This is a genomic window from Phaeodactylibacter xiamenensis (genome assembly GCF_000759025.1).
Lineage (GTDB): Bacteria > Bacteroidota > Bacteroidia > Chitinophagales > Saprospiraceae > Phaeodactylibacter > Phaeodactylibacter xiamenensis.
Window position 1 is genome coordinate 26,342 of record NZ_JPOS01000092.1, and the last position, 16,702, is coordinate 43,043.

Annotated in this window: 18 protein-coding genes; 16 read left to right on the plus strand and 2 right to left on the minus strand. The window is 52.5% G+C overall.

What is annotated here, in order from left to right:
* Positions 1 to 14: 14 nt before the first annotated feature.
* From cydB to IX84_RS27830, 5 genes are all read left to right on the plus strand, one after another.
* Positions 15 to 1,049 carry a cytochrome d ubiquinol oxidase subunit II gene (gene cydB / locus IX84_RS27805; RefSeq protein ID WP_044229105.1) on the plus strand — a complete coding sequence of 345 codons (1,035 nt, stop codon included), beginning with the start codon at positions 15 to 17 and terminating at the stop codon, positions 1,047 to 1,049.
* A gap of 88 nt (positions 1,050 to 1,137) precedes the next feature.
* Positions 1,138 to 1,587: a nuclear transport factor 2 family protein gene (locus IX84_RS27810; protein WP_044229108.1), complete on the plus strand. Its 450-nt coding sequence runs from the start codon at positions 1,138 to 1,140 to the stop codon at positions 1,585 to 1,587.
* Positions 1,584 to 2,045 (plus strand): GNAT family N-acetyltransferase, encoded by a 462-nt coding sequence (locus IX84_RS27815; protein WP_044229110.1) that lies wholly within the window; start codon positions 1,584 to 1,586, stop codon positions 2,043 to 2,045. The genes IX84_RS27810 and IX84_RS27815 overlap by 4 nt, the downstream gene beginning before the upstream one ends.
* Before the next feature lie 436 nt (positions 2,046 to 2,481).
* Complete coding sequence (locus tag IX84_RS27825) at positions 2,482 to 2,709, plus strand: hypothetical protein (RefSeq protein ID WP_044229114.1); 228 nt, start codon at positions 2,482 to 2,484, stop codon at positions 2,707 to 2,709.
* Positions 2,710 to 2,910: 201 nt separating this feature from the next.
* A complete protein-coding gene (locus IX84_RS27830; RefSeq protein ID WP_044229115.1) occupies positions 2,911 to 3,171 on the plus strand; it encodes a hypothetical protein in 261 nt (86 codons plus the stop codon).
* Here IX84_RS27830 and IX84_RS27835 read toward each other — a convergent pair.
* Positions 3,144 to 3,677, minus strand: coding sequence for a hypothetical protein (locus IX84_RS27835; RefSeq protein WP_044229117.1), 534 nt, complete (start codon positions 3,675 to 3,677; stop codon positions 3,144 to 3,146). The two genes, IX84_RS27830 and IX84_RS27835, sit on opposite strands and share 28 nt — an antisense overlap.
* A gap of 251 nt (positions 3,678 to 3,928) precedes the next feature.
* Between IX84_RS27835 and IX84_RS27840 the strand changes: the two genes are divergently transcribed.
* From IX84_RS27840 to IX84_RS27890, 11 genes are all read left to right on the plus strand, one after another.
* Entirely contained in the window at positions 3,929 to 4,351 is a 423-nt protein-coding gene (locus IX84_RS27840; protein WP_044229121.1) for a CBS domain-containing protein, read from the plus strand.
* Between the two features lie 13 nt (positions 4,352 to 4,364).
* Positions 4,365 to 4,745 carry a hypothetical protein gene (locus IX84_RS27845; protein WP_044229124.1) on the plus strand — a complete coding sequence of 127 codons (381 nt, stop codon included), beginning with the start codon at positions 4,365 to 4,367 and terminating at the stop codon, positions 4,743 to 4,745.
* 179 nt (positions 4,746 to 4,924) lie between these two features.
* On the plus strand, positions 4,925 to 6,376 hold the full coding sequence (locus IX84_RS27850; RefSeq protein WP_044229127.1) for an MBL fold metallo-hydrolase: 1,452 nt from the start codon (positions 4,925 to 4,927) through the stop codon (positions 6,374 to 6,376).
* An 80-nt stretch (positions 6,377 to 6,456) separates the two neighbouring features.
* Complete coding sequence (locus tag IX84_RS27855) at positions 6,457 to 7,080, plus strand: Tll0287-like domain-containing protein (RefSeq protein WP_052516470.1); 624 nt, start codon at positions 6,457 to 6,459, stop codon at positions 7,078 to 7,080.
* A 7-nt stretch (positions 7,081 to 7,087) separates the two neighbouring features.
* Positions 7,088 to 9,097, plus strand: a complete 2,010-nt coding sequence (locus IX84_RS27860; protein ID WP_044229130.1) for a thioredoxin domain-containing protein — start codon at positions 7,088 to 7,090, stop codon at positions 9,095 to 9,097.
* A gap of 127 nt (positions 9,098 to 9,224) precedes the next feature.
* Positions 9,225 to 9,815, plus strand: a complete 591-nt coding sequence (locus tag IX84_RS27865) for a DUF547 domain-containing protein (RefSeq protein WP_160213967.1) — start codon at positions 9,225 to 9,227, stop codon at positions 9,813 to 9,815.
* Between the two features lie 90 nt (positions 9,816 to 9,905).
* Positions 9,906 to 11,066 carry an ArsA family ATPase gene (locus IX84_RS27870; RefSeq protein WP_044229133.1) on the plus strand — a complete coding sequence of 387 codons (1,161 nt, stop codon included), beginning with the start codon at positions 9,906 to 9,908 and terminating at the stop codon, positions 11,064 to 11,066.
* 65 nt (positions 11,067 to 11,131) lie between these two features.
* A complete protein-coding gene (locus IX84_RS27875) occupies positions 11,132 to 12,085 on the plus strand; it encodes a D-2-hydroxyacid dehydrogenase (protein ID WP_044229138.1) in 954 nt (317 codons plus the stop codon).
* A gap of 68 nt (positions 12,086 to 12,153) precedes the next feature.
* Complete coding sequence (locus tag IX84_RS31680) at positions 12,154 to 13,257, plus strand: sensor histidine kinase (protein WP_052516471.1); 1,104 nt, start codon at positions 12,154 to 12,156, stop codon at positions 13,255 to 13,257.
* Positions 13,254 to 14,036, plus strand: a complete 783-nt coding sequence (locus tag IX84_RS27885) for a LytR/AlgR family response regulator transcription factor (RefSeq protein WP_044229141.1) — start codon at positions 13,254 to 13,256, stop codon at positions 14,034 to 14,036. The genes IX84_RS31680 and IX84_RS27885 overlap by 4 nt, the downstream gene beginning before the upstream one ends.
* A 219-nt stretch (positions 14,037 to 14,255) precedes the next feature.
* Positions 14,256 to 15,110, plus strand: coding sequence for an FRG domain-containing protein (locus IX84_RS27890; protein WP_044229144.1), 855 nt, complete (start codon positions 14,256 to 14,258; stop codon positions 15,108 to 15,110).
* Here IX84_RS27890 and IX84_RS27895 read toward each other — a convergent pair.
* Entirely contained in the window at positions 15,107 to 16,693 is a 1,587-nt protein-coding gene (locus IX84_RS27895) for an FMN-binding glutamate synthase family protein (RefSeq protein ID WP_044229147.1), read from the minus strand. The two genes, IX84_RS27890 and IX84_RS27895, sit on opposite strands and share 4 nt — an antisense overlap.
* Positions 16,694 to 16,702 lie beyond the last annotated feature (9 nt).

Below are 16,702 nucleotides of genomic sequence, written 5' to 3' on the forward strand. Positions count from 1 at the left end.
TAACCTGAAAAGATATGGCAACTTTATTTGGATTGGATTATCCGACTCTTTGGTTCCTCGTCATTGGCGGGCTGTTCAGCGGCTACGCTATACTAGACGGGTTTGACCTGGGCGCCGGGGCCTTGCATTTGTTTTTTAAGAAAGAAAAAAGCCGGCGTATCGCCCTCAATGCGGTGGGGCCGGTCTGGGATGGCAATGAGGTTTGGCTTGTGATTGGTGGAGGTGCCCTCTTTGCGGGGTTCCCGGTGGTCTATGCCAGTTTGTTCTCGGGTATGTACATCCCGTTTATGTTGTTTCTTTTGTTCCTCATCTTTAGAGCAATATCGATTGAATTCCGAAGCAAGGAGGAAATGAAGTGGTGGCGGACCACGTGGGATATTAGCTACAGCGTGGCGAGTACTGCCCTTTCTGTCCTGCTGGGTGTTGTGCTGGGCAACGTGCTGATCGGGATTGAAATCGGGCCGCAGGGCAACTTCCAGGGTCACTGGCTGGAGTTTCTCAACCCCTATGCCCTGCTCGTGGGTGTCACGACACTGGCGTTATTCTCTACTCACGGTGCACTTTACCTCCTGATGAAAACGGAAGGGCGGCTGTACGCCAAACTGTCTATTCTGGCCCGGCGGGCGATTATCTTTTTTATCGTAACATTCAGCCTCGTCACCCTGTATACCCTGATTTACATCCCACACCTGACAGACCGCTTCAAAGATTTGCCGTGGCTGTTCGTTGTGCCCGTGCTTGCTTTTTTAAGCATTGCCAACATCCCGCGCCTGATCTCCAAGCGGCGGTTTCGGGATGGGTTTATTTTCTCAGCTATCACCATGAGCCTGCTGCTGATCGTCGTAGCGATTGAGCTCTATCCGGTGATGCTGCTGTCCACTGTAGACGAGGCTTACAATATTACGATTTACAATGCGGCCGCCTCTGAAAAATCACTCGGCATAATGCTTACCATTGCGGCTATCGGGACACCATTAGTACTGGCGTATACGGCTTTTGTCTTTTGGACATTCCGCGGCAAGGTAGAACTGGACGAAACCAGCTATTAAGACTTATTTCATGACGATCATTTTTGGTTTCATGCAGACGAAACCATTCGGGCAGGGAGGAATTCCCTGCCTTTTTTTATTTTAGTGCATGATTATTAAAGATTTCTACCCCGCCTTCCAACGCAAAGACAGCGCCGCCATGCAGGCCTGCTACGCTCCTGATGCCCGGTTTGCTGATCCGGTATTTCCCGGCCTCAACTATGAGGAGACCTGTGCCATGTGGGCCATGCTCGTCTCTGCCGGTAAAGACCTGGAGTTGACGTTTTCGGATGTGCACCTGCAGGGCAACCGCGCCTCTGCCAACTGGCAGGCAACCTACACCTTTTCCGCAACAGGGCGGAAAATCACCAATAACATACAGGCCAACTTTGAGCTGCGGGATGGGAAAATCTACCGGGACAAGGATGAGTTCAACTTTTACCGGTGGGCACAGCAAGCCTTTGGCCTCACGGGTTACCTCATCGGCTGGACGCCCTTTTTTCAAAAAAAGGTACAGGGTTCTGCCTGCCGCAGCCTCGAAAAGTATATGGCCCGATGACCTTCCGGCGACTTGAGCGCAGTCAATCCCTGCCTATGCCACTTCTGCTGGAGGCTGATCCGGACGAAGCAAAAGTACAGGCTTACTGCCGTACCGGCCAGGTTTGGGTTATGGAAACGGACACCATCTGCGGCGTGGCGGTGCTCCAAGCCGTGGAAGAAGAGCCTGAACCCACCGCCGAGCTTATGAATATTGCGATCAAGCCCGGGCTTCAGGGCAAAGGGATGGGAAAGCAACTGCTTAATTTTCTGATTGCTGAGGCTAAAAGGCAGGGGTTTCAACGCTTGCAGGTCGCTACTGGCAATTCCAGTATTGGGCAGCTGGCGTTCTACCAAAAAGCAGGATTCGAGCTGCTGCGCCTGGAGCGGCATTACTTTACCAAAAACTACGCAGCGCCTATTATCGAAAATGGTATCCACTGCCGTCACCGCCTTGTCCTGGAGCTACTGCTGCCTTAAACATTGCTAACTCTGCGGATAACTTTGTATTTTAGCTACACACAAACCCCATTACACCATGTACCACCTCCGATTCCTCACTGTCTTCGTTTGTTTGCTGTCTTTTTCATTCGTGAATGCTCAGGAAAATTGTGACACGCTGATTTTACATCCTGATCGCACCTTACTCGTATTAATTGACTCCATCGCTGATGAGAAGGTATATTGCAGAATGTGCACAGGCAAACGGAACCGAGCTCAGTCTATACCATTAAAAATGGTAGCAGACATTAAACAACATCGTGAAACCAACCCGATAGATTCCAGCCAGTCTGTTGACTTCAGGGCAATAAAAGAAGAATAAAAAAGACCAGCCCCTCCCCTTCCGGAGTGGCTTTTCACCTCAACTGCTAATAAAAAAATACAAAAGCGGCTTAAAAAGGGCATCAAAATCAAGGTGGTCTACAAGGAAGGTGGATATAAACGCACTCGTATTTCTAAATTACATGACATCACGCCCACCCATCTTATATTGGACTTGCATGGCGATGCTTTTAAAGAAATCCCTAGGGCCGACATTTTAAAGATCACCATCAAGAATAAATTTGGGTTGGCTACCGGAGTGATTGGTGGCTTAGCGTTGGGCGTGGGGTTAGGCATCGCTCTGATGATTGGTATATTATAACTGCTATCTGTTCTTTTGGTTTTTTTCTTTTCTGGCGGGCAAAGTACAAATGTCAGTAGCGTTGAAGAGGAGACTAATCAAGTATGTGTCTGGGCTATTCTGGCCATTCTATTAGGGGTGTTTGCATTAATTGCCTCAGCACCTCCCGCAATAAAAGCCCCATTCTCTGCAAAATGGAAAGTCCAAAAAATAACAGAAGAGATGAAACAGTCGATAGAGGATCAAAAAAAGAAGGAGGCTTCAGAATCCCTGATTATGTCCTTTTTTGCTAACATCCGGCAGTTCCTGCAAAAACCTTTTCCGGAGACGGAAAGCTGGACGAAGTATTTCCGGAATATTGCTTTCATCAGCCTGTTTGTAGCGCTGTTCCTGTATGTCTTTGAGCCCTTTGGCATCTCTACTATTGAATCCGGGAAGGCTTTGACGTATTTAGTTCAGGACATAAACCGGTCAATGAGGTAATTGGAAAATTTCACCAAATCTTCCCGGAGGCTATCTTCCTCATCACCGAAAAACTCCAGAAATTCATAGCAGCGCCCATCGTGGGTCAAAATGGCAATTGTGCCTACGAAAAGCTGATCGTAAGGGAGTACTTTGGTATTCAGCTCCGCTATGTCTTCAACATTGACCCGCCTCACCTTGAACCCTTCTTTGATCGCTATTTCCTTCGAGCTCAGTGTCGCAGACTTTTTTTGGGCTTCTTTTTCACGCTCCCGCATATTCATGTATGCTATCAATGCAGTCACGCTTAGCAAAACGGGGATACCCACTATCCGGGACCGGATATAGAAAAGGGCTATAGTACTAATTATCGCACCGATAACCGCAGTATATAGGTATAGCTGCAGATTCCTGTTCCTGAATTTGCTTCGGGTAATGACCAATCCACCATCTTGCTGAGATGTCACTATAAAACTATGCCGCTCTAGCAGGAGCTGTATGGCACTTTCTGAGATTTGTGTTTGCATATACAGAGGTTTAGTCCTGACGATTTCCAAAGGTAATATTTTGATTAAAATCAACTGGCTTTTCCCAATATTGGATTAAGAACTTTTTGACAGCCCAGGTTCAATGGTAACAACAGCGTATAAACTTAGTCCAGTAGCTACCTGACCACAAAATCAAATCCTGACAAACCTCACTACCCCTCCTGACAAACCTCATCGCAACCCGCAGGAAGCTTGCGCATCTTGCCAATACACAACTAACCAGCAGCATCATGATTAAATCCATCCCCATTCCTGTAAGTGAACTGATGAGCCGGGACCTCGTGGTGCTAAAGCCAGAAGACAACCTGCAGGCCATCGAGCAGTGCTTCCGGGCTTACAATATCCACCACATTCCTGTTGTCAATGAGGAAGGGCAGCTCAAAGGGCTTGTCACCCGATCCGATTTTTCCAGGGCCAATCACCTGCTGGCTCATTTCCGGCAGGATTTCAAATCCGTACTGGTGCAGGATATTATGACCCGGCAGCTGGCTACTACAACACCCGACACACCCGTGCACGAAGTAGCCACCGTTTTTCTGTCCAACATCATGCATGCCCTCCCGGTCGTAGACGGCAACACTTTGGTAGGTATTATTACCACTCAGGACCTGCTCCGCTACCTGCTGGAACAACGCAAACAATTAACCGAATAAAAAATAAACTGATATGGTGACGACAACGAATTCAATTGAGAAGCTCCACTTCGAACACCGTCTCTGGATGAACGAGCTGAGCTTTTTCTCCGACGAGCTCAAAATCTACGAGCACCGTCTGGAGGACCTGGTGAACAAGAATAATGAAATGAAAGTGCTTAGCCTTTTGGAGCAGTTTCAAAATCAGTTCATCCGCCAACGTGAGGTACTGGAAGAATTGCACCACAATATCAAAGTACACGAACAAAAAATTGGTGAAGCAATGCGCCGGGGTGAAGAAGTCCCCGCAGATCCTGACTTCCACGAGTACATGAAGGGAGAAATGGAGTCCTACCGCAATATTTACAGTGACCTGAAGCGTAAGTTTTACGGCTTCCTGGCCAAATATTTATAGCCAGCCAACCTGACAACATTTAAAACCAGCGAAACCAAACCAAGCCTGCTGCAGCAACATTTGCAGCAGGCTTTTTTTGCCTGCCTAATTTGTGACGCCCGTCACTGACCTCATGCTCATCCTCCCTTAACTTTGTAGTGTTATTTATTTAAACCGAACACTAAAAATTCTCGATAAACATGAAAGTCGAACAGATTTATACCGGGTGCCTTGCAGAAGCCGCTTACTACATTGAAAGCGACGGCGAAGCAGCCATCATTGACCCATTGCGTGAAACCAAACCCTACCTTGACAAACTGCGCGAGGAAGGGGCAGAACTGAAGTATATTTTCGAAACCCACTTCCACGCAGACTTTGTTTCCGGGCACATCGACCTGGCGAAAAAAACCGGTGCCACCATCGTTTACGGCCCGAAAGCAGAAACCGCTTTCGATAAGCATATGGCTACTGATGGCGAAGAGATCAAACTGGGTAAGCTGACCATCAAGGTCCTCCACACCCCAGGCCACACCCCGGAAAGCACCACCTTCCTGCTTATTGATGAGAAAGGAAAGGAACACAGCATATTTACCGGCGACACCCTCTTCATTGGTGACGTAGGCCGCCCCGACCTGGCACAGAAGACTGGTGAAGTCACCACCGAAGACCTCGCAGGATGGCTTTTTGACAGTCTGCGTGAGAAAATCATGACGCTGCCCGATGAGGTCATCGTATATCCCGGCCACGGTGCAGGCTCTGCCTGCGGCAAGAATATGAGCGATGAAACCTGGGACACGCTTGGCAATCAGAAGAAGACCAACTATGCCCTGCGTGCCGATATGACCAAAGAGGAGTTCATCAAAGAGCTGACCGCTGGCCTGATGCCACCACCGCAGTATTTCGCCGCAAACGCGAAAATGAACAAAGCCGGTTACGCCAGCTTTGATCAGGTGCTGGAAACTGGTGCCGTTGCCCTCGACCCCGCTTCTTTCGAAGAGGTCGTAGAACAGCATGAAGCACTCGTACTCGACACCCGCAGCGAAGCCGCTTTCCGCGAAAGCCACATCCCGAATTCCATCTTTATCGGTATCGACGGCAACTTCGCGCCCTGGGTGGGCGCTCTGATCGGCGATCTGCAGCAACCTATCGTTTTCCTCGCAGAAGCCGGCCGGGAAGAAGAAGTGGTGACCCGTTTGGCCCGCGTAGGCTACGACAACACCCTGGGCTTCCTCAACGGAGGTATTGATGCCTGGAAAGCCGCTGGCAAAGAAACCGATTCGGTAGAAGCCATCACCGCAGTGGAATACGCTAAGCGCCTGGCTGAGGGCGAGGTGCCCACTACGCTTGATGTGCGCAAGCCAACAGAGTTCCTCTCCCAGCATGTCACTACAGCCCGCAACTTCCCGCTGGATTATATCAACAAGAATATGAACCGGCTGGAGCGCAACGAAACGTACTACCTGCACTGTCTGGGCGGCTATCGCTCCCTGATCACCGCTTCCATCCTCAAAGCCCGGGGCTTCCACAATTTGGTGGACATCATCGGCGGATGGCGCGCGATCGAAGCGAGTGAAGCACCGGTAACGGACTACGCTTGCCCAAGCACACTGTCACAAGACACGATTGACGAGGCGATCAACGCCGTCGCATAAATAGAAAGGCCTTTTATAAGCCCGGCGACTTCGGTAGCCGGGCTATTTCTGTTTTCACAACACCAATCAATCCTATTACCATGAAATCTTTACTGACTATTCTGGCCGTTGTGCTCGGTGTCTTTGCCATGAGCACGGCATGTTCGCCGTCCAAAGATTCCGAAAAAACACCAACGGAGGAGGCTTCAGCCCCTTCCACCCTGGACACTGCGCAGTACAAAAAGCAGGGGATGGAAATCGCTATGGGCACTTTCAAGGTCCTCAGCGGGCAGCTCAAAGCTGCGATGCAGGAAGGTGGTGTTAAGAATGCGGCCCAGTACTGCAACACCGTTGCCTACCCGCTGGTCGATAGCCTCTCCGGGCAATACAACGCCCAAATCCGCCGCGCCAGCAACAAAGTCCGCAATCCCAAAGATGCGCCTACCCCACGGGAACAGGAAATCCTCGATGCCTACCATGCACAGGCAGCAGCTGGTGAGCAGCCCAAACCCCAAATCCGCCAACTGGCTTCGGGTGAAATCGCTTTTTATGCCCCCATCATGATGCAAGACCTCTGCCTCAAATGCCATGGCAAGCTGGGCGAGACCCTTAAAGCCGAAGACTACGCTGTCATTCAGGAACTTTACCCTGAAGACAACGCCATCGGATATGAAGCCGGCGACCTGCGCGGTATCTGGAGCATCACCTTCCCCGCACCGAATTAATGCCGGCATGAATGAACTCCGCGACGCCATCAGTCCCTACCTCCGCCAACATGCCGATCAACCGGTGCACTGGCGATGCTGGAATGAGCGTACCCTGGCACAAGCCCGGCAGGAAGACAAACCGATCATACTAAGTATTGGGTACAGCACCTGCCACTGGTGCCATGTGATGGCCCGGGAAAGCTTCGAGGACGCTGCCGTCGCGGAATTCATGAATCAACACTTCATTTGCATAAAGATTGACCGGGAAGAACGGCCAGACCTCGACCGCCACTTCATGCGCGCCTGCGAGGCCCTCACCGGAGATGGCGGCTGGCCCCTGCATGTTTTCCTCACCCCCGGGCAGCGCCCCTTTTACGCAGGTACCTATTTCCCTCCTCATGCCAATGCCAAACGTGCCGGATGGATGGACACCCTGCAACTTGTCGCTTATAATTTTTACCAAAACCGGCGCACTGTAGAAACCGAAGCCGACCGTACGGCCACAAAAATGGTGCGCCTGCAGGCGGCTCCTGCCCAAACAGCTGAGCAACAGGCCACAAATAGCCAATCTTTAGGCGCCGGGCTTCAACGCCACTTCGATACCCTTCATGGTGGCTTCGGGCAAGGCAGTAAATTCCCCAATACCATGGCACTGGAATGGCTTTTGCATCAGGCCTGGTACCATTCTGACCTCAGCAGTTATCAGCATCTCCATCATTCTCTGGAGCGCATGCTTCAGGGTAGCCTGCACGATCCTGTAGGGGGCGGTTTTGCAAGGTATACCGTAGACCATGAGTGGCGGGTACCCCATTTTGAGAAAATGCTCTATGACAACGCCCTGATGGTCAGTTTACTCAGCAAATTACAGCGCTGGCAGCCCCGACAGGCTTACCTGCAGGCGATCCGGTCTGCACTCGGCTTTCTGAAACGGGAACTGCAAGCGCCTAGTGGGTTATTCTATGCTGCGCTCAGCGCAGAAACAGCGGGTATCGAGGGTGCTTTTTACACCTGGACATATGATGAACTGACCGCCCTGCTGCCCCGGGAGCCTTACTGGTTTTTTGAATATTACCACATTCGGCAGGAGGGCAACTGGGACAACCGGAATATCCTCTATGCCAATCAGTCCGTTTCCAGCTTTGCCAACCGATTGGGGCTGTCTGAAGCCACCGTTCAGGCTTATCTGGATAGCTGCAAGGCAAAACTCTTCCGGCTTCGGGAACAACGCCCCCGTCCCGCCCGGGACGAACAGCTCCTGACCGCCTGGAACGCCCTCACTGCATCAGCTTTTCTGGAAGCCTACCTCGTTACGCAGCAGCCCGCCGACCTGCAGACCGGGCTTGCCATCCTGCAGCAACTCGAACAAACCCAGACCGATAGCGAAGGCTTACTGCTCCATCAGCAGGGAAGCCCACACCACGCCTACCTCGACGGCTATGCTTATTACATACAGGCTTTGCTGCTTGCGCATAAAGTCACTCAGGATACCCACTGGCTTGAAGAGGCTCGAACGGCAACGGAACAAACCTATAACCTGTTCCAAAGACGCCAAAGCCCTCTGCTAAGCTTTGTTCCGAAAACACTGCAAGATGCCCCTGACCTTGCCTTTGAGGTGAGCGAAGAAGACACCCCTGCGCCCAACGCCGTTATGGCTATGAACCTGCAACAACTCGGCTTACTGCTCCACCGCCCGGAATGGACCGACCGGAGCAGTTCCATGATAGCAGCCGCCTGTGCCCGTTTGCAGGAGCATCCCCTGCCCCATGCTACCTGGGGGCAAGCCCTGCTCGCACAGGAGCAAGGCTGGCTCGAACTGGCAGTAGTCGGCCCCGAAGCGCCTGCCCAAAGTCATGCCATCAATCAGCAGTACTGGGGTTACTACATCCTGATGAGCACCGATACGCCCACCGAGGCTTATCCACTGCTGGCCCACCGCGGTGAAGATACCCGAACTCCAATCTATGTTTGCAGGAACTATCAGTGCCAGAGACCTGTTTACAAGGTGAGAGATATTGATCTGGTGGTCAAACACTGATCTTCACCCAATAAATACACTTACCATAGCACCATCCAAACTCACTTTACCGCAACTTGCCGAGCAATTACTGTTGGTACTACGAGACCGCAAGCCAAGCCGTCCACTTGAGGCAACACTCATGTCTATGACTATTCCGGAGCTTCAGCAGACGCTGAATACCGAGGATGCCCGAAAAGCTTTTTGGATCAATATTTACAATGCTTACTTTTTGCTTTTGAGGCAACAGGGATGGGAACGCCCCGATATTTTTCGGGAGCCCCTTGTCCCTATTGCCGGTAAACGCTTCAGCCTTGATGATATTGAACACGGGATTCTAAGGCGGTGCCGGGCCAAATGGGCTTTGGGCTATCTCCCCAGCCCCTTATTCAGGTTAAGCGTTTATAAATTGATGCTTCGGCGTCCGGATTACCGTATTCACTTTGCGCTCAACTGTGGGGCACGCGGCTGCCCGCCCATTGGTTTTTACCGGGAAGATATGATCAGCGAGCAATTAGATGTTGCCACGCACGGTTTTCTGGAGCAGGAAACCGTTGTTGACGAAACACAGAGCGTTTTGCATACCACCCCGCTCATGCGCTGGTACCTTGGCGATTTTGGAGGATTTCATGGTATCAGAAAATTGTTAGTCCGCACCCTGGGCCTGAAGCAGCACAACTGGCGAATCCGTTTTCAGCCCTATGATTGGCAGGAAGCGCTTTATCGGTTCAGCTCTTAAAACGTCCTTAAGTCAACCCTCTCCGATACTTATATCTCCCTAACTTTTTGGCCTGCCTTTCCTTTTAAAGCATAACTAAATCTCGAAGCTATGCGCATTATGCTCTTCACCGGAAAGGGAGGCGTGGGAAAGACCACACTGGCTGCGGCAACAGCTCTGCAGGCTGCTCAGTCCGGCACCAAGACACTCATCCTTTCCACTGACCCCGCCCACAGCCTTTCCGATGCCCTTGATCAAGAGCTCACCCCCGAGCCTCAGGAGATTGCCCCCAACCTGTTCGCTCAGGAGGTGGATGTCTACTATTCCATGAAAAAGCACTGGGAAAATGTCCGGCAACTCATGCTGGCCACCTTTCGCTTTCAGGGAGTGGAAAATGTAGTTGCTGAGGAGCTCTCCGCCCTGCCCGGCATGGAAGAGGCCTCCGCATTTTTGTGGCTGGAGGAGTACCACCGGGAAGGGCTTTATGACCTTATCGTTATTGACAGCGCGCCTACGGGCGAAACGCTGAGCCTGCTGTCTCTCCCACAAGTCACGCAGTCCTGGGTCATGAAAGCCTTCCCGGGACAACGGTTTGCTATGAAGGGGTTTGGGGCAATGGTACGGGGTATGACCGGTATCCCATTGGACTACGGGCTGGACGAACTGGAGCGGCTCTTTGACAAGCTGGAACGCATACAGAAAGTCATGCAGGATCCGGAGATTTCAAGTATACGCGTTGTCCTTAATCCGGAGCGCATGGTCATCCGGGAAGCCAAACGGGCCTTGACCTACCTGCAGCTTTATGGATACAATGTGGATGCCGTTCTGGTCAACCGCATTCTGCCGGAAACAGCCCGGGCGGGAGGTTTTGAGCAGTACCTGGACCAGCAGGCGGACTACCTGGAGGAAATCGAGCAAAGTTTTCAGCCTTTGCCCATTTTCAAACTCGCCCATCAGGGGCGGGAAGTGTTTGGGCGACCTTTGCTACAGGAAATCGGGCAGTCGCTCTACGGCGGCCGGAAAGACTTTATGGAAGTGCTGTATCAGGACAAGCCCTTCGAACTGCGGGAGATTACCGGAGGGTACACTGCCCGCCTGAAACTCCCCTTCGTACAAGACAAAGATTTCACCGTCAACAAATACGGGGACGAGCTCGTCGTATCCATTGGCAACCAAAGGCGGACCATCGCCCTGCCCCGCTTTGCCAATTACCTGCAGGTAGAAGGTTATACCTTTGAAGCCCCCTGGCTGGAGGTACAATTGAAAAGATAGCACAGGACAATTGCTGTTTTGCTTTTTTGTACCTTCCACCCTGACACAACTAAACAGCGAATCTTATGAAAATAATTGCGCTTGACGGAAGAACGCTTAACCCCGGAGACCTGAGCTGGGAAGGGCTAAGCACCTTCGGCGAGTACGAAATCCATGACTTTACGCCCAAAGAACAGGTGGTGGAACGGGGACGGCCGGCGGATATCCTCCTCGTCAATAAAGTGGTGCTGGGGAAAAACGAGCTGGCGCAACTCCCCAATTTGAATTGTATTTGCGTCACCGCTACCGGGTACAACAACGTCGATTTACAAGCCGCCCGGGAACGCGGTATTCCGGTATGCAATGCAGTGGGGTACAGTACGGATTCCGTTGCGCAGCACGTTTTTGCGCTCCTGCTGGCGCTAACCAATAAGGTGTACCAACACCACATCAGCGTGCAGGCGGGCGAATGGCAGCGCAGCGATGATTTTGCCTATACCTTGCACACCTTACCTGAACTGGCTGGAAAAATCTTTGGCATTTACGGCTTCGGGCGCATCGGGCAGCGGGTGGCGGACCTGGCGCAGGCATTTGGCATGAAAATCCTGGCAACCCACAAACACCCCGAGCGGGATGCCCGCCCCGGCGTGGAGTTTGTCAGCCTGGAAGCCCTGTTTGAACAGAGCGACGTGATATCCCTTCACGCTCCCCTCTCTGAAGCCAACCGCGAGATTGTGAATGCCCAACTGCTGCAGCGCATGAAAACCACGGCCTACCTCATCAATACCGGCCGGGGCGGACTGATACAGGAAGCAGACCTGAAGCTTGCCCTCCAAGAGGGGCAACTGGCAGGAGCTGCACTGGATGTGCTCAGTACGGAACCTCCAAAAGAAGGCAATGTGCTCATCAGCGCCCCAAATTGCATCCTCACGCCCCACCTGGCCTGGGCCTCGCTGGAAGCCCGGCAGCGCCTTATGGACATCACCCTGAACAACATCAGGGCCTTTCAGGCAGGGGCACCGCAAAATGTGGTCAACTAATCGTCCCAATACAAAGCGCCGGCCACATGGCGGTAGGCAAGTGCGCGGATTTGCCTTAAATTTGCCCTATGAACCTTCGTAAGCCACCCATTTCCTGGGGCATTGCCATCCTGATCGCGATCGGGCTGGGCTTGCTGTGGAGCCTTAGAGACTACCTATTTCTGCTTTACCTGCGGGAAAATTATCAGTTTGAATGGCCACGGCTGTGGCTGCATGTGGCCAACTACTCTACCTGGGGCATCCTTTTTCCGCTCGTGCACCACTGGATCAGGCGCACTCAGGAGCATCAGGATCGCTACCGCCTGATTGGCAGCATTCTGCTGATCGGGTTCGGGCTTTCTGTCCTGCACGAACTGGTCTCCAACATTCTGTTCTTTGGGATGCTGCACTTTACCGGCAAAGAGCTGATTTCGGCGGATACGTTCCGGCATATTTTCCGTGCCCTTCCTGCTGCCCTGATTTCACGTATGGTGGAGTTCGGTATCATTTACACCATTTATTCGGCGATCAACTTTCAGCGGAAGCTGCGCGATCAGCGGATTGCCATGGCAGAAATACAATCGCAGCTCTCGGGCGCACAACTCAATGCCCTGCGCCTCCAACTACAACCCCACTTCCTGTTCAACACCCTGAACACCATTTCTGCCCTCATGGAATTTGATAAAAAGGAAGCCCAGCGGATCGTCTCCCGGCTGGGTAGCCTGCTGAGAGTGGTGCTGGACCAGGAAAAAAGCAACCTTATTCCCCTGCGGGAAGAGCTGGAGTTCATTCAAAACTACCTCAAGATAGAGCAGACCCGCTTTCAGGACCGGCTGGACGTTGAATTCGATATAGAAGAGCAGGCACAACAGGTACAGGTACCGAGCTTGATTCTACAACCGCTCGTTGAAAACGCCATCAAACATGGGTTTGCCAGTCAAAGCGGAGATGGGAAAATCACTATCGCCGGTCGGATGACCAATGGACAAGCGCTCCTTTTGGAGGTTCGCGACAATGGAAAAGGTAGTACCGCCGAACAGTCAGCCTTGCTCAAAAAAGGCATTGGGCTTCAGAATGTCCGGGAGCGCCTGTCCCTGCTTTACGGGGAGCGGGCAGGCTTCGGGTTGCAATCTGCTCCCGGCGAAGGCTTTGTGGTCACCCTGGCCATTCCCACTCAAAAACCAACGCTATGAAAGTCATCCGTGCACTTGTCGTAGACGATGAGCCCCTGGCCCGGGCGCGGATTGTCAAACTGCTGGAACAAGCCGAAGGCGTGATATGTATTGGAGAATGCAAAAATGGCCGGGAAGCACTGAGGCAAATGCGGGATTACCAGCCGGACCTCGTTTTTCTCGATATAGAAATGCCTGACCTGAATGGCTTTGATGTCCTGCAGCAAGAAGCGCTCAAGCCCCTTCCTTTCATCATTTTCGTCACGGCCTATGATCAGTATGCGCTCAAGGCTTTTGATGTGCATGCGGTGGATTATCTGCTCAAGCCCTACGATGATGACCGCTTCGAACAGGCCCTGGCCCACGCCCGGGAGCAAATACAGACCAGGGAAAATGCCGAATTGCACCAGAAGATGGTCCATATGCTAAAGCAGCACGAAGCACAACAAACACCCGGGCTGCAGTTTCTGGAAGTCAAGGATAAAGGCCGGACACTGGAAATCAATGTGCTGGACGTACAGTATTTTGAAGCCGATGGCAACTATCTCATTGCGCATACCGGTTCCCGCCGGCACCTTATACGGCAGACCTTGCAATCCGTGGCAGATGCACTACTGGCAGGGCAGTTCCTCCGTATCCACCGATCGTTACTGGTCAATACCAATGCTATTGAGCGGGTGCAGTACGATGGTAACAATCAGTACACCCTGCACCTGCACAGCGGTCAGGCACTGGCATCAAGCCGGGGTTATAAGACCGAAATCCATCAGTATCTGGAAGCCCGGGGCGAAGACGCTTAACCATTCACCACAATTCCCACCACTGATCACAAATCCCTTGCAGACAGCGGGTTAGTCGCCTAACTTTGAAACAACAAGCAAATCACCCGCTTTTAAAAATTATGATGATGTGGCAATGGCGGCCCAGTCTTTTTGGCTGCGTCGCCTTTTTTTTGCCCACCCTGGTGATCCATCCTATTCAAACCTGCATCCCTCCTGAAATCTACCTACCTTTGCAGTATGCTTACACAAGGGGAAACCATCCGGGTAAAAACCTGGAACGAACTGCAAGACATACTTTACCACGACTCCTGGAATGACCAGTTGCAGCGCTTCCGCTCGGGCTATGTGTACCGGGGCATGGAGGATATCAATTTCGAGCTGACTTCCACCCTCAACCGGTTGGGAGAATCGCACCTGGAAAAGCACCTGTTGCGCAATTTCCGGAAGTACTCTCACAAGCAAATCCGCTCAGAGTATACCTCCGTCTGGAACTGGCTGGCGCTGGCTCAGCACCACGGCCTGCCCACCCGCCTGCTCGACTGGACTTACTCGCCCTATGTTGCCTTGCATTTCACTACCAATGACTTTAACCGCTACGACCGGGACGGCGTCATCTGGGCGGTCAACTATGTAGATTCGAAATTACATCTGCCCGATCAGCTGGCGCTCATCATAGAAGAGGAAGGGTCTCATATCTTTACCGCTGAAATGCTGGAGCGTGCCGTGGACAGCCTGTCCAAGCTCGGAAATCTGAAAAATGACGATTTCGCCGTTTTCTTCGAGCCTCCATCAATCGATGACCGGATTGTGAATCAATATGCTGTCTTTTCCATGATGTCAGACCCCAATACCTTGCTCAGCGACTGGCTGATCGGGCGTAAGGTGCGCTACTTTAAGATCATCATCCCGGCTGAGCTCAAATGGGAGATCCGAGACAAGCTCGACCAGTCCAACATCAACGAGCGGGTGCTGTTCCCCGGGCTTGACGGGCTGGCCACCTGGCTCAAGCGCCACTACCGGGATGTACGCCTGGAACCTTCGCCCAGGAAAATTTCGGAAAGTGAGGACGAGCGGCCGTCCGAGGGGGCTTAGAACCGATCAGCCCGGGCCATTTTCCAATCCATCTGCCAGTCCGCAGGAATCATATGCTCATCCCGCAGGCAACCTTCGGGCATTTCCGGGTATAAATCACTATACCGCCTTACCTCGTGCATACTGATACGGCGATAAATATGGTGGCGGGTAATCTGACCCGGGTGTTCCAGCCCGGCAGCGCCCAGCAGTTCCACAAAGTTTTTGATGGTCTCCTGCTGGAAGTTCGCCACGCGTACTTTTTTGTCGCTCACCACCAGCCCCTGCACCAGTTCGGGGCGTTGGGTAGCCACGCCGGTTGGGCAGTTGTTTTTATTGCACTCCAGGGCCTGAATGCAGCCCAGCGCCAGCATCATGGCACGGGCGCTGTAGCAGGCATCGGCACCCAGCGCAAAGGCGCGGAACATGTGGAAACCGGTAAGGATCTTTCCGGAGGCAAAAAGCTTAATGTGCTGCTTTATGCCAAAGCCATGCAAGATGTCATAGGCAGTGGCCAGGCCTTCCCGGAAGGGCATACCTACTGAATTGGAAAACTCGGGCGGGGCAGCGCCGGTACCGCCCTCTCCCCCATCCACAGCAATAAAATCCGGGTAAATATCCGCTTCTATCATGGCTTTACAGATGGCCATGAACTCCGAACGGCTGCCCATGCAAAGCTTAAAGCCCACCGGCTTGCCCTCCGAGAGTTCCCGAAGCTGCCCGATGAACGCCACCAACCCCTGAGGAGTGGAAAAAGCCTTGTGCCCGGGAGGAGAAAGAACCGAAGTCCCCACTTTCACCCCTCTGATTTTGGCAATTTCAGGGGTATTCTTCGCTGCCGGCAGAATGCCACCGTGGCCAGGCTTGGCGCCCTGTGATAATTTCACTTCTATCATTTTGACCTGTGGAGAAGCCGCGCGCTCGGCGAAGGCTTCGGGGGAAAACTGCCCGTCTGGCGTACGGCAGCCAAAGTATCCGGTACCAAACTGGTAGATCAGATCGCCATTGTGCTTTTCGTGGTAAGGGCTGATCCCGCCTTCTCCGGTGTTGTGGGCAAAACCACCCATTTCAGCACCTCCATTGAGCGCCATGATGGCATTTTTGCTCAGGGAGCCAAAGCTCATAGCGGACACATTCAGGAGGCTGGCGGAATAGGGTTGACGGCAGGCTGCATTCCCAACCGTCACCCGTGGGTCCTGCACGAGGTCGTGGGCATCTTTGGCGGCGATGGAGTGGTTGAGCCATTCATACCCTTCCCGGTAAAGGTCGAGCTGTGTGCCGAAGGGCGTAGTATCGCGTACCTTTTTCGCCCGCTGATAGACCACCGAGCGGTAAATCCGGTTGATGGGGCGACCGTTGGTGTCGGATTCGATGAAATACTGGTAAAGCTTAGGGCGAAGTTCCTCCAACACATACCGCCCACGGCCAAAAACCGGAAAATTGCGCATCACCGTGTGGCGGGTCTGAACCATATCATAAAAGCCGAGCCCCAGTACCGGTGCCAGCAATACCAACCCCCAGATAAGTGGCGGCCAAAAGAAATAGGCACCCAAAAGAAGTATACCAAGGGATAAAAATGCAAAGACTAAGAATTCGTTCCTCATGGTTTTTCA

Bases quoted from the DNA above. Each gene is read 5' to 3' on its own strand.
- cydB (WP_044229105.1), top strand. From the start codon at position 15: ATGGCAACTTTATTTGGATTGGATTATCCGACTCTTTGGTTCCTCGTC.
- IX84_RS27810 (WP_044229108.1), top strand. From the start codon at position 1,138: ATGATTATTAAAGATTTCTACCCCGCCTTCCAACGCAAAGACAGCGCC.
- IX84_RS27815 (WP_044229110.1), top strand. From the start codon at position 1,584: ATGACCTTCCGGCGACTTGAGCGCAGTCAATCCCTGCCTATGCCACTT.
- IX84_RS27830 (WP_044229115.1), top strand. From the start codon at position 2,911: ATGAAACAGTCGATAGAGGATCAAAAAAAGAAGGAGGCTTCAGAATCC.
- IX84_RS27835 (WP_044229117.1), bottom strand. From the start codon at position 3,677: ATGCAAACACAAATCTCAGAAAGTGCCATACAGCTCCTGCTAGAGCGG.
- IX84_RS27840 (WP_044229121.1), top strand. From the start codon at position 3,929: ATGATTAAATCCATCCCCATTCCTGTAAGTGAACTGATGAGCCGGGAC.
- IX84_RS27845 (WP_044229124.1), top strand. From the start codon at position 4,365: ATGGTGACGACAACGAATTCAATTGAGAAGCTCCACTTCGAACACCGT.
- IX84_RS27850 (WP_044229127.1), top strand. From the start codon at position 4,925: ATGAAAGTCGAACAGATTTATACCGGGTGCCTTGCAGAAGCCGCTTAC.
- IX84_RS27855 (WP_052516470.1), top strand. From the start codon at position 6,457: ATGAAATCTTTACTGACTATTCTGGCCGTTGTGCTCGGTGTCTTTGCC.
- IX84_RS27860 (WP_044229130.1), top strand. From the start codon at position 7,088: ATGAATGAACTCCGCGACGCCATCAGTCCCTACCTCCGCCAACATGCC.
- IX84_RS27865 (WP_160213967.1), top strand. From the start codon at position 9,225: ATGACTATTCCGGAGCTTCAGCAGACGCTGAATACCGAGGATGCCCGA.
- IX84_RS27870 (WP_044229133.1), top strand. From the start codon at position 9,906: ATGCGCATTATGCTCTTCACCGGAAAGGGAGGCGTGGGAAAGACCACA.
- IX84_RS27875 (WP_044229138.1), top strand. From the start codon at position 11,132: ATGAAAATAATTGCGCTTGACGGAAGAACGCTTAACCCCGGAGACCTG.
- IX84_RS31680 (WP_052516471.1), top strand. From the start codon at position 12,154: ATGAACCTTCGTAAGCCACCCATTTCCTGGGGCATTGCCATCCTGATC.
- IX84_RS27885 (WP_044229141.1), top strand. From the start codon at position 13,254: ATGAAAGTCATCCGTGCACTTGTCGTAGACGATGAGCCCCTGGCCCGG.
- IX84_RS27890 (WP_044229144.1), top strand. From the start codon at position 14,256: ATGCTTACACAAGGGGAAACCATCCGGGTAAAAACCTGGAACGAACTG.
- IX84_RS27895 (WP_044229147.1), bottom strand. From the start codon at position 16,693: ATGAGGAACGAATTCTTAGTCTTTGCATTTTTATCCCTTGGTATACTT.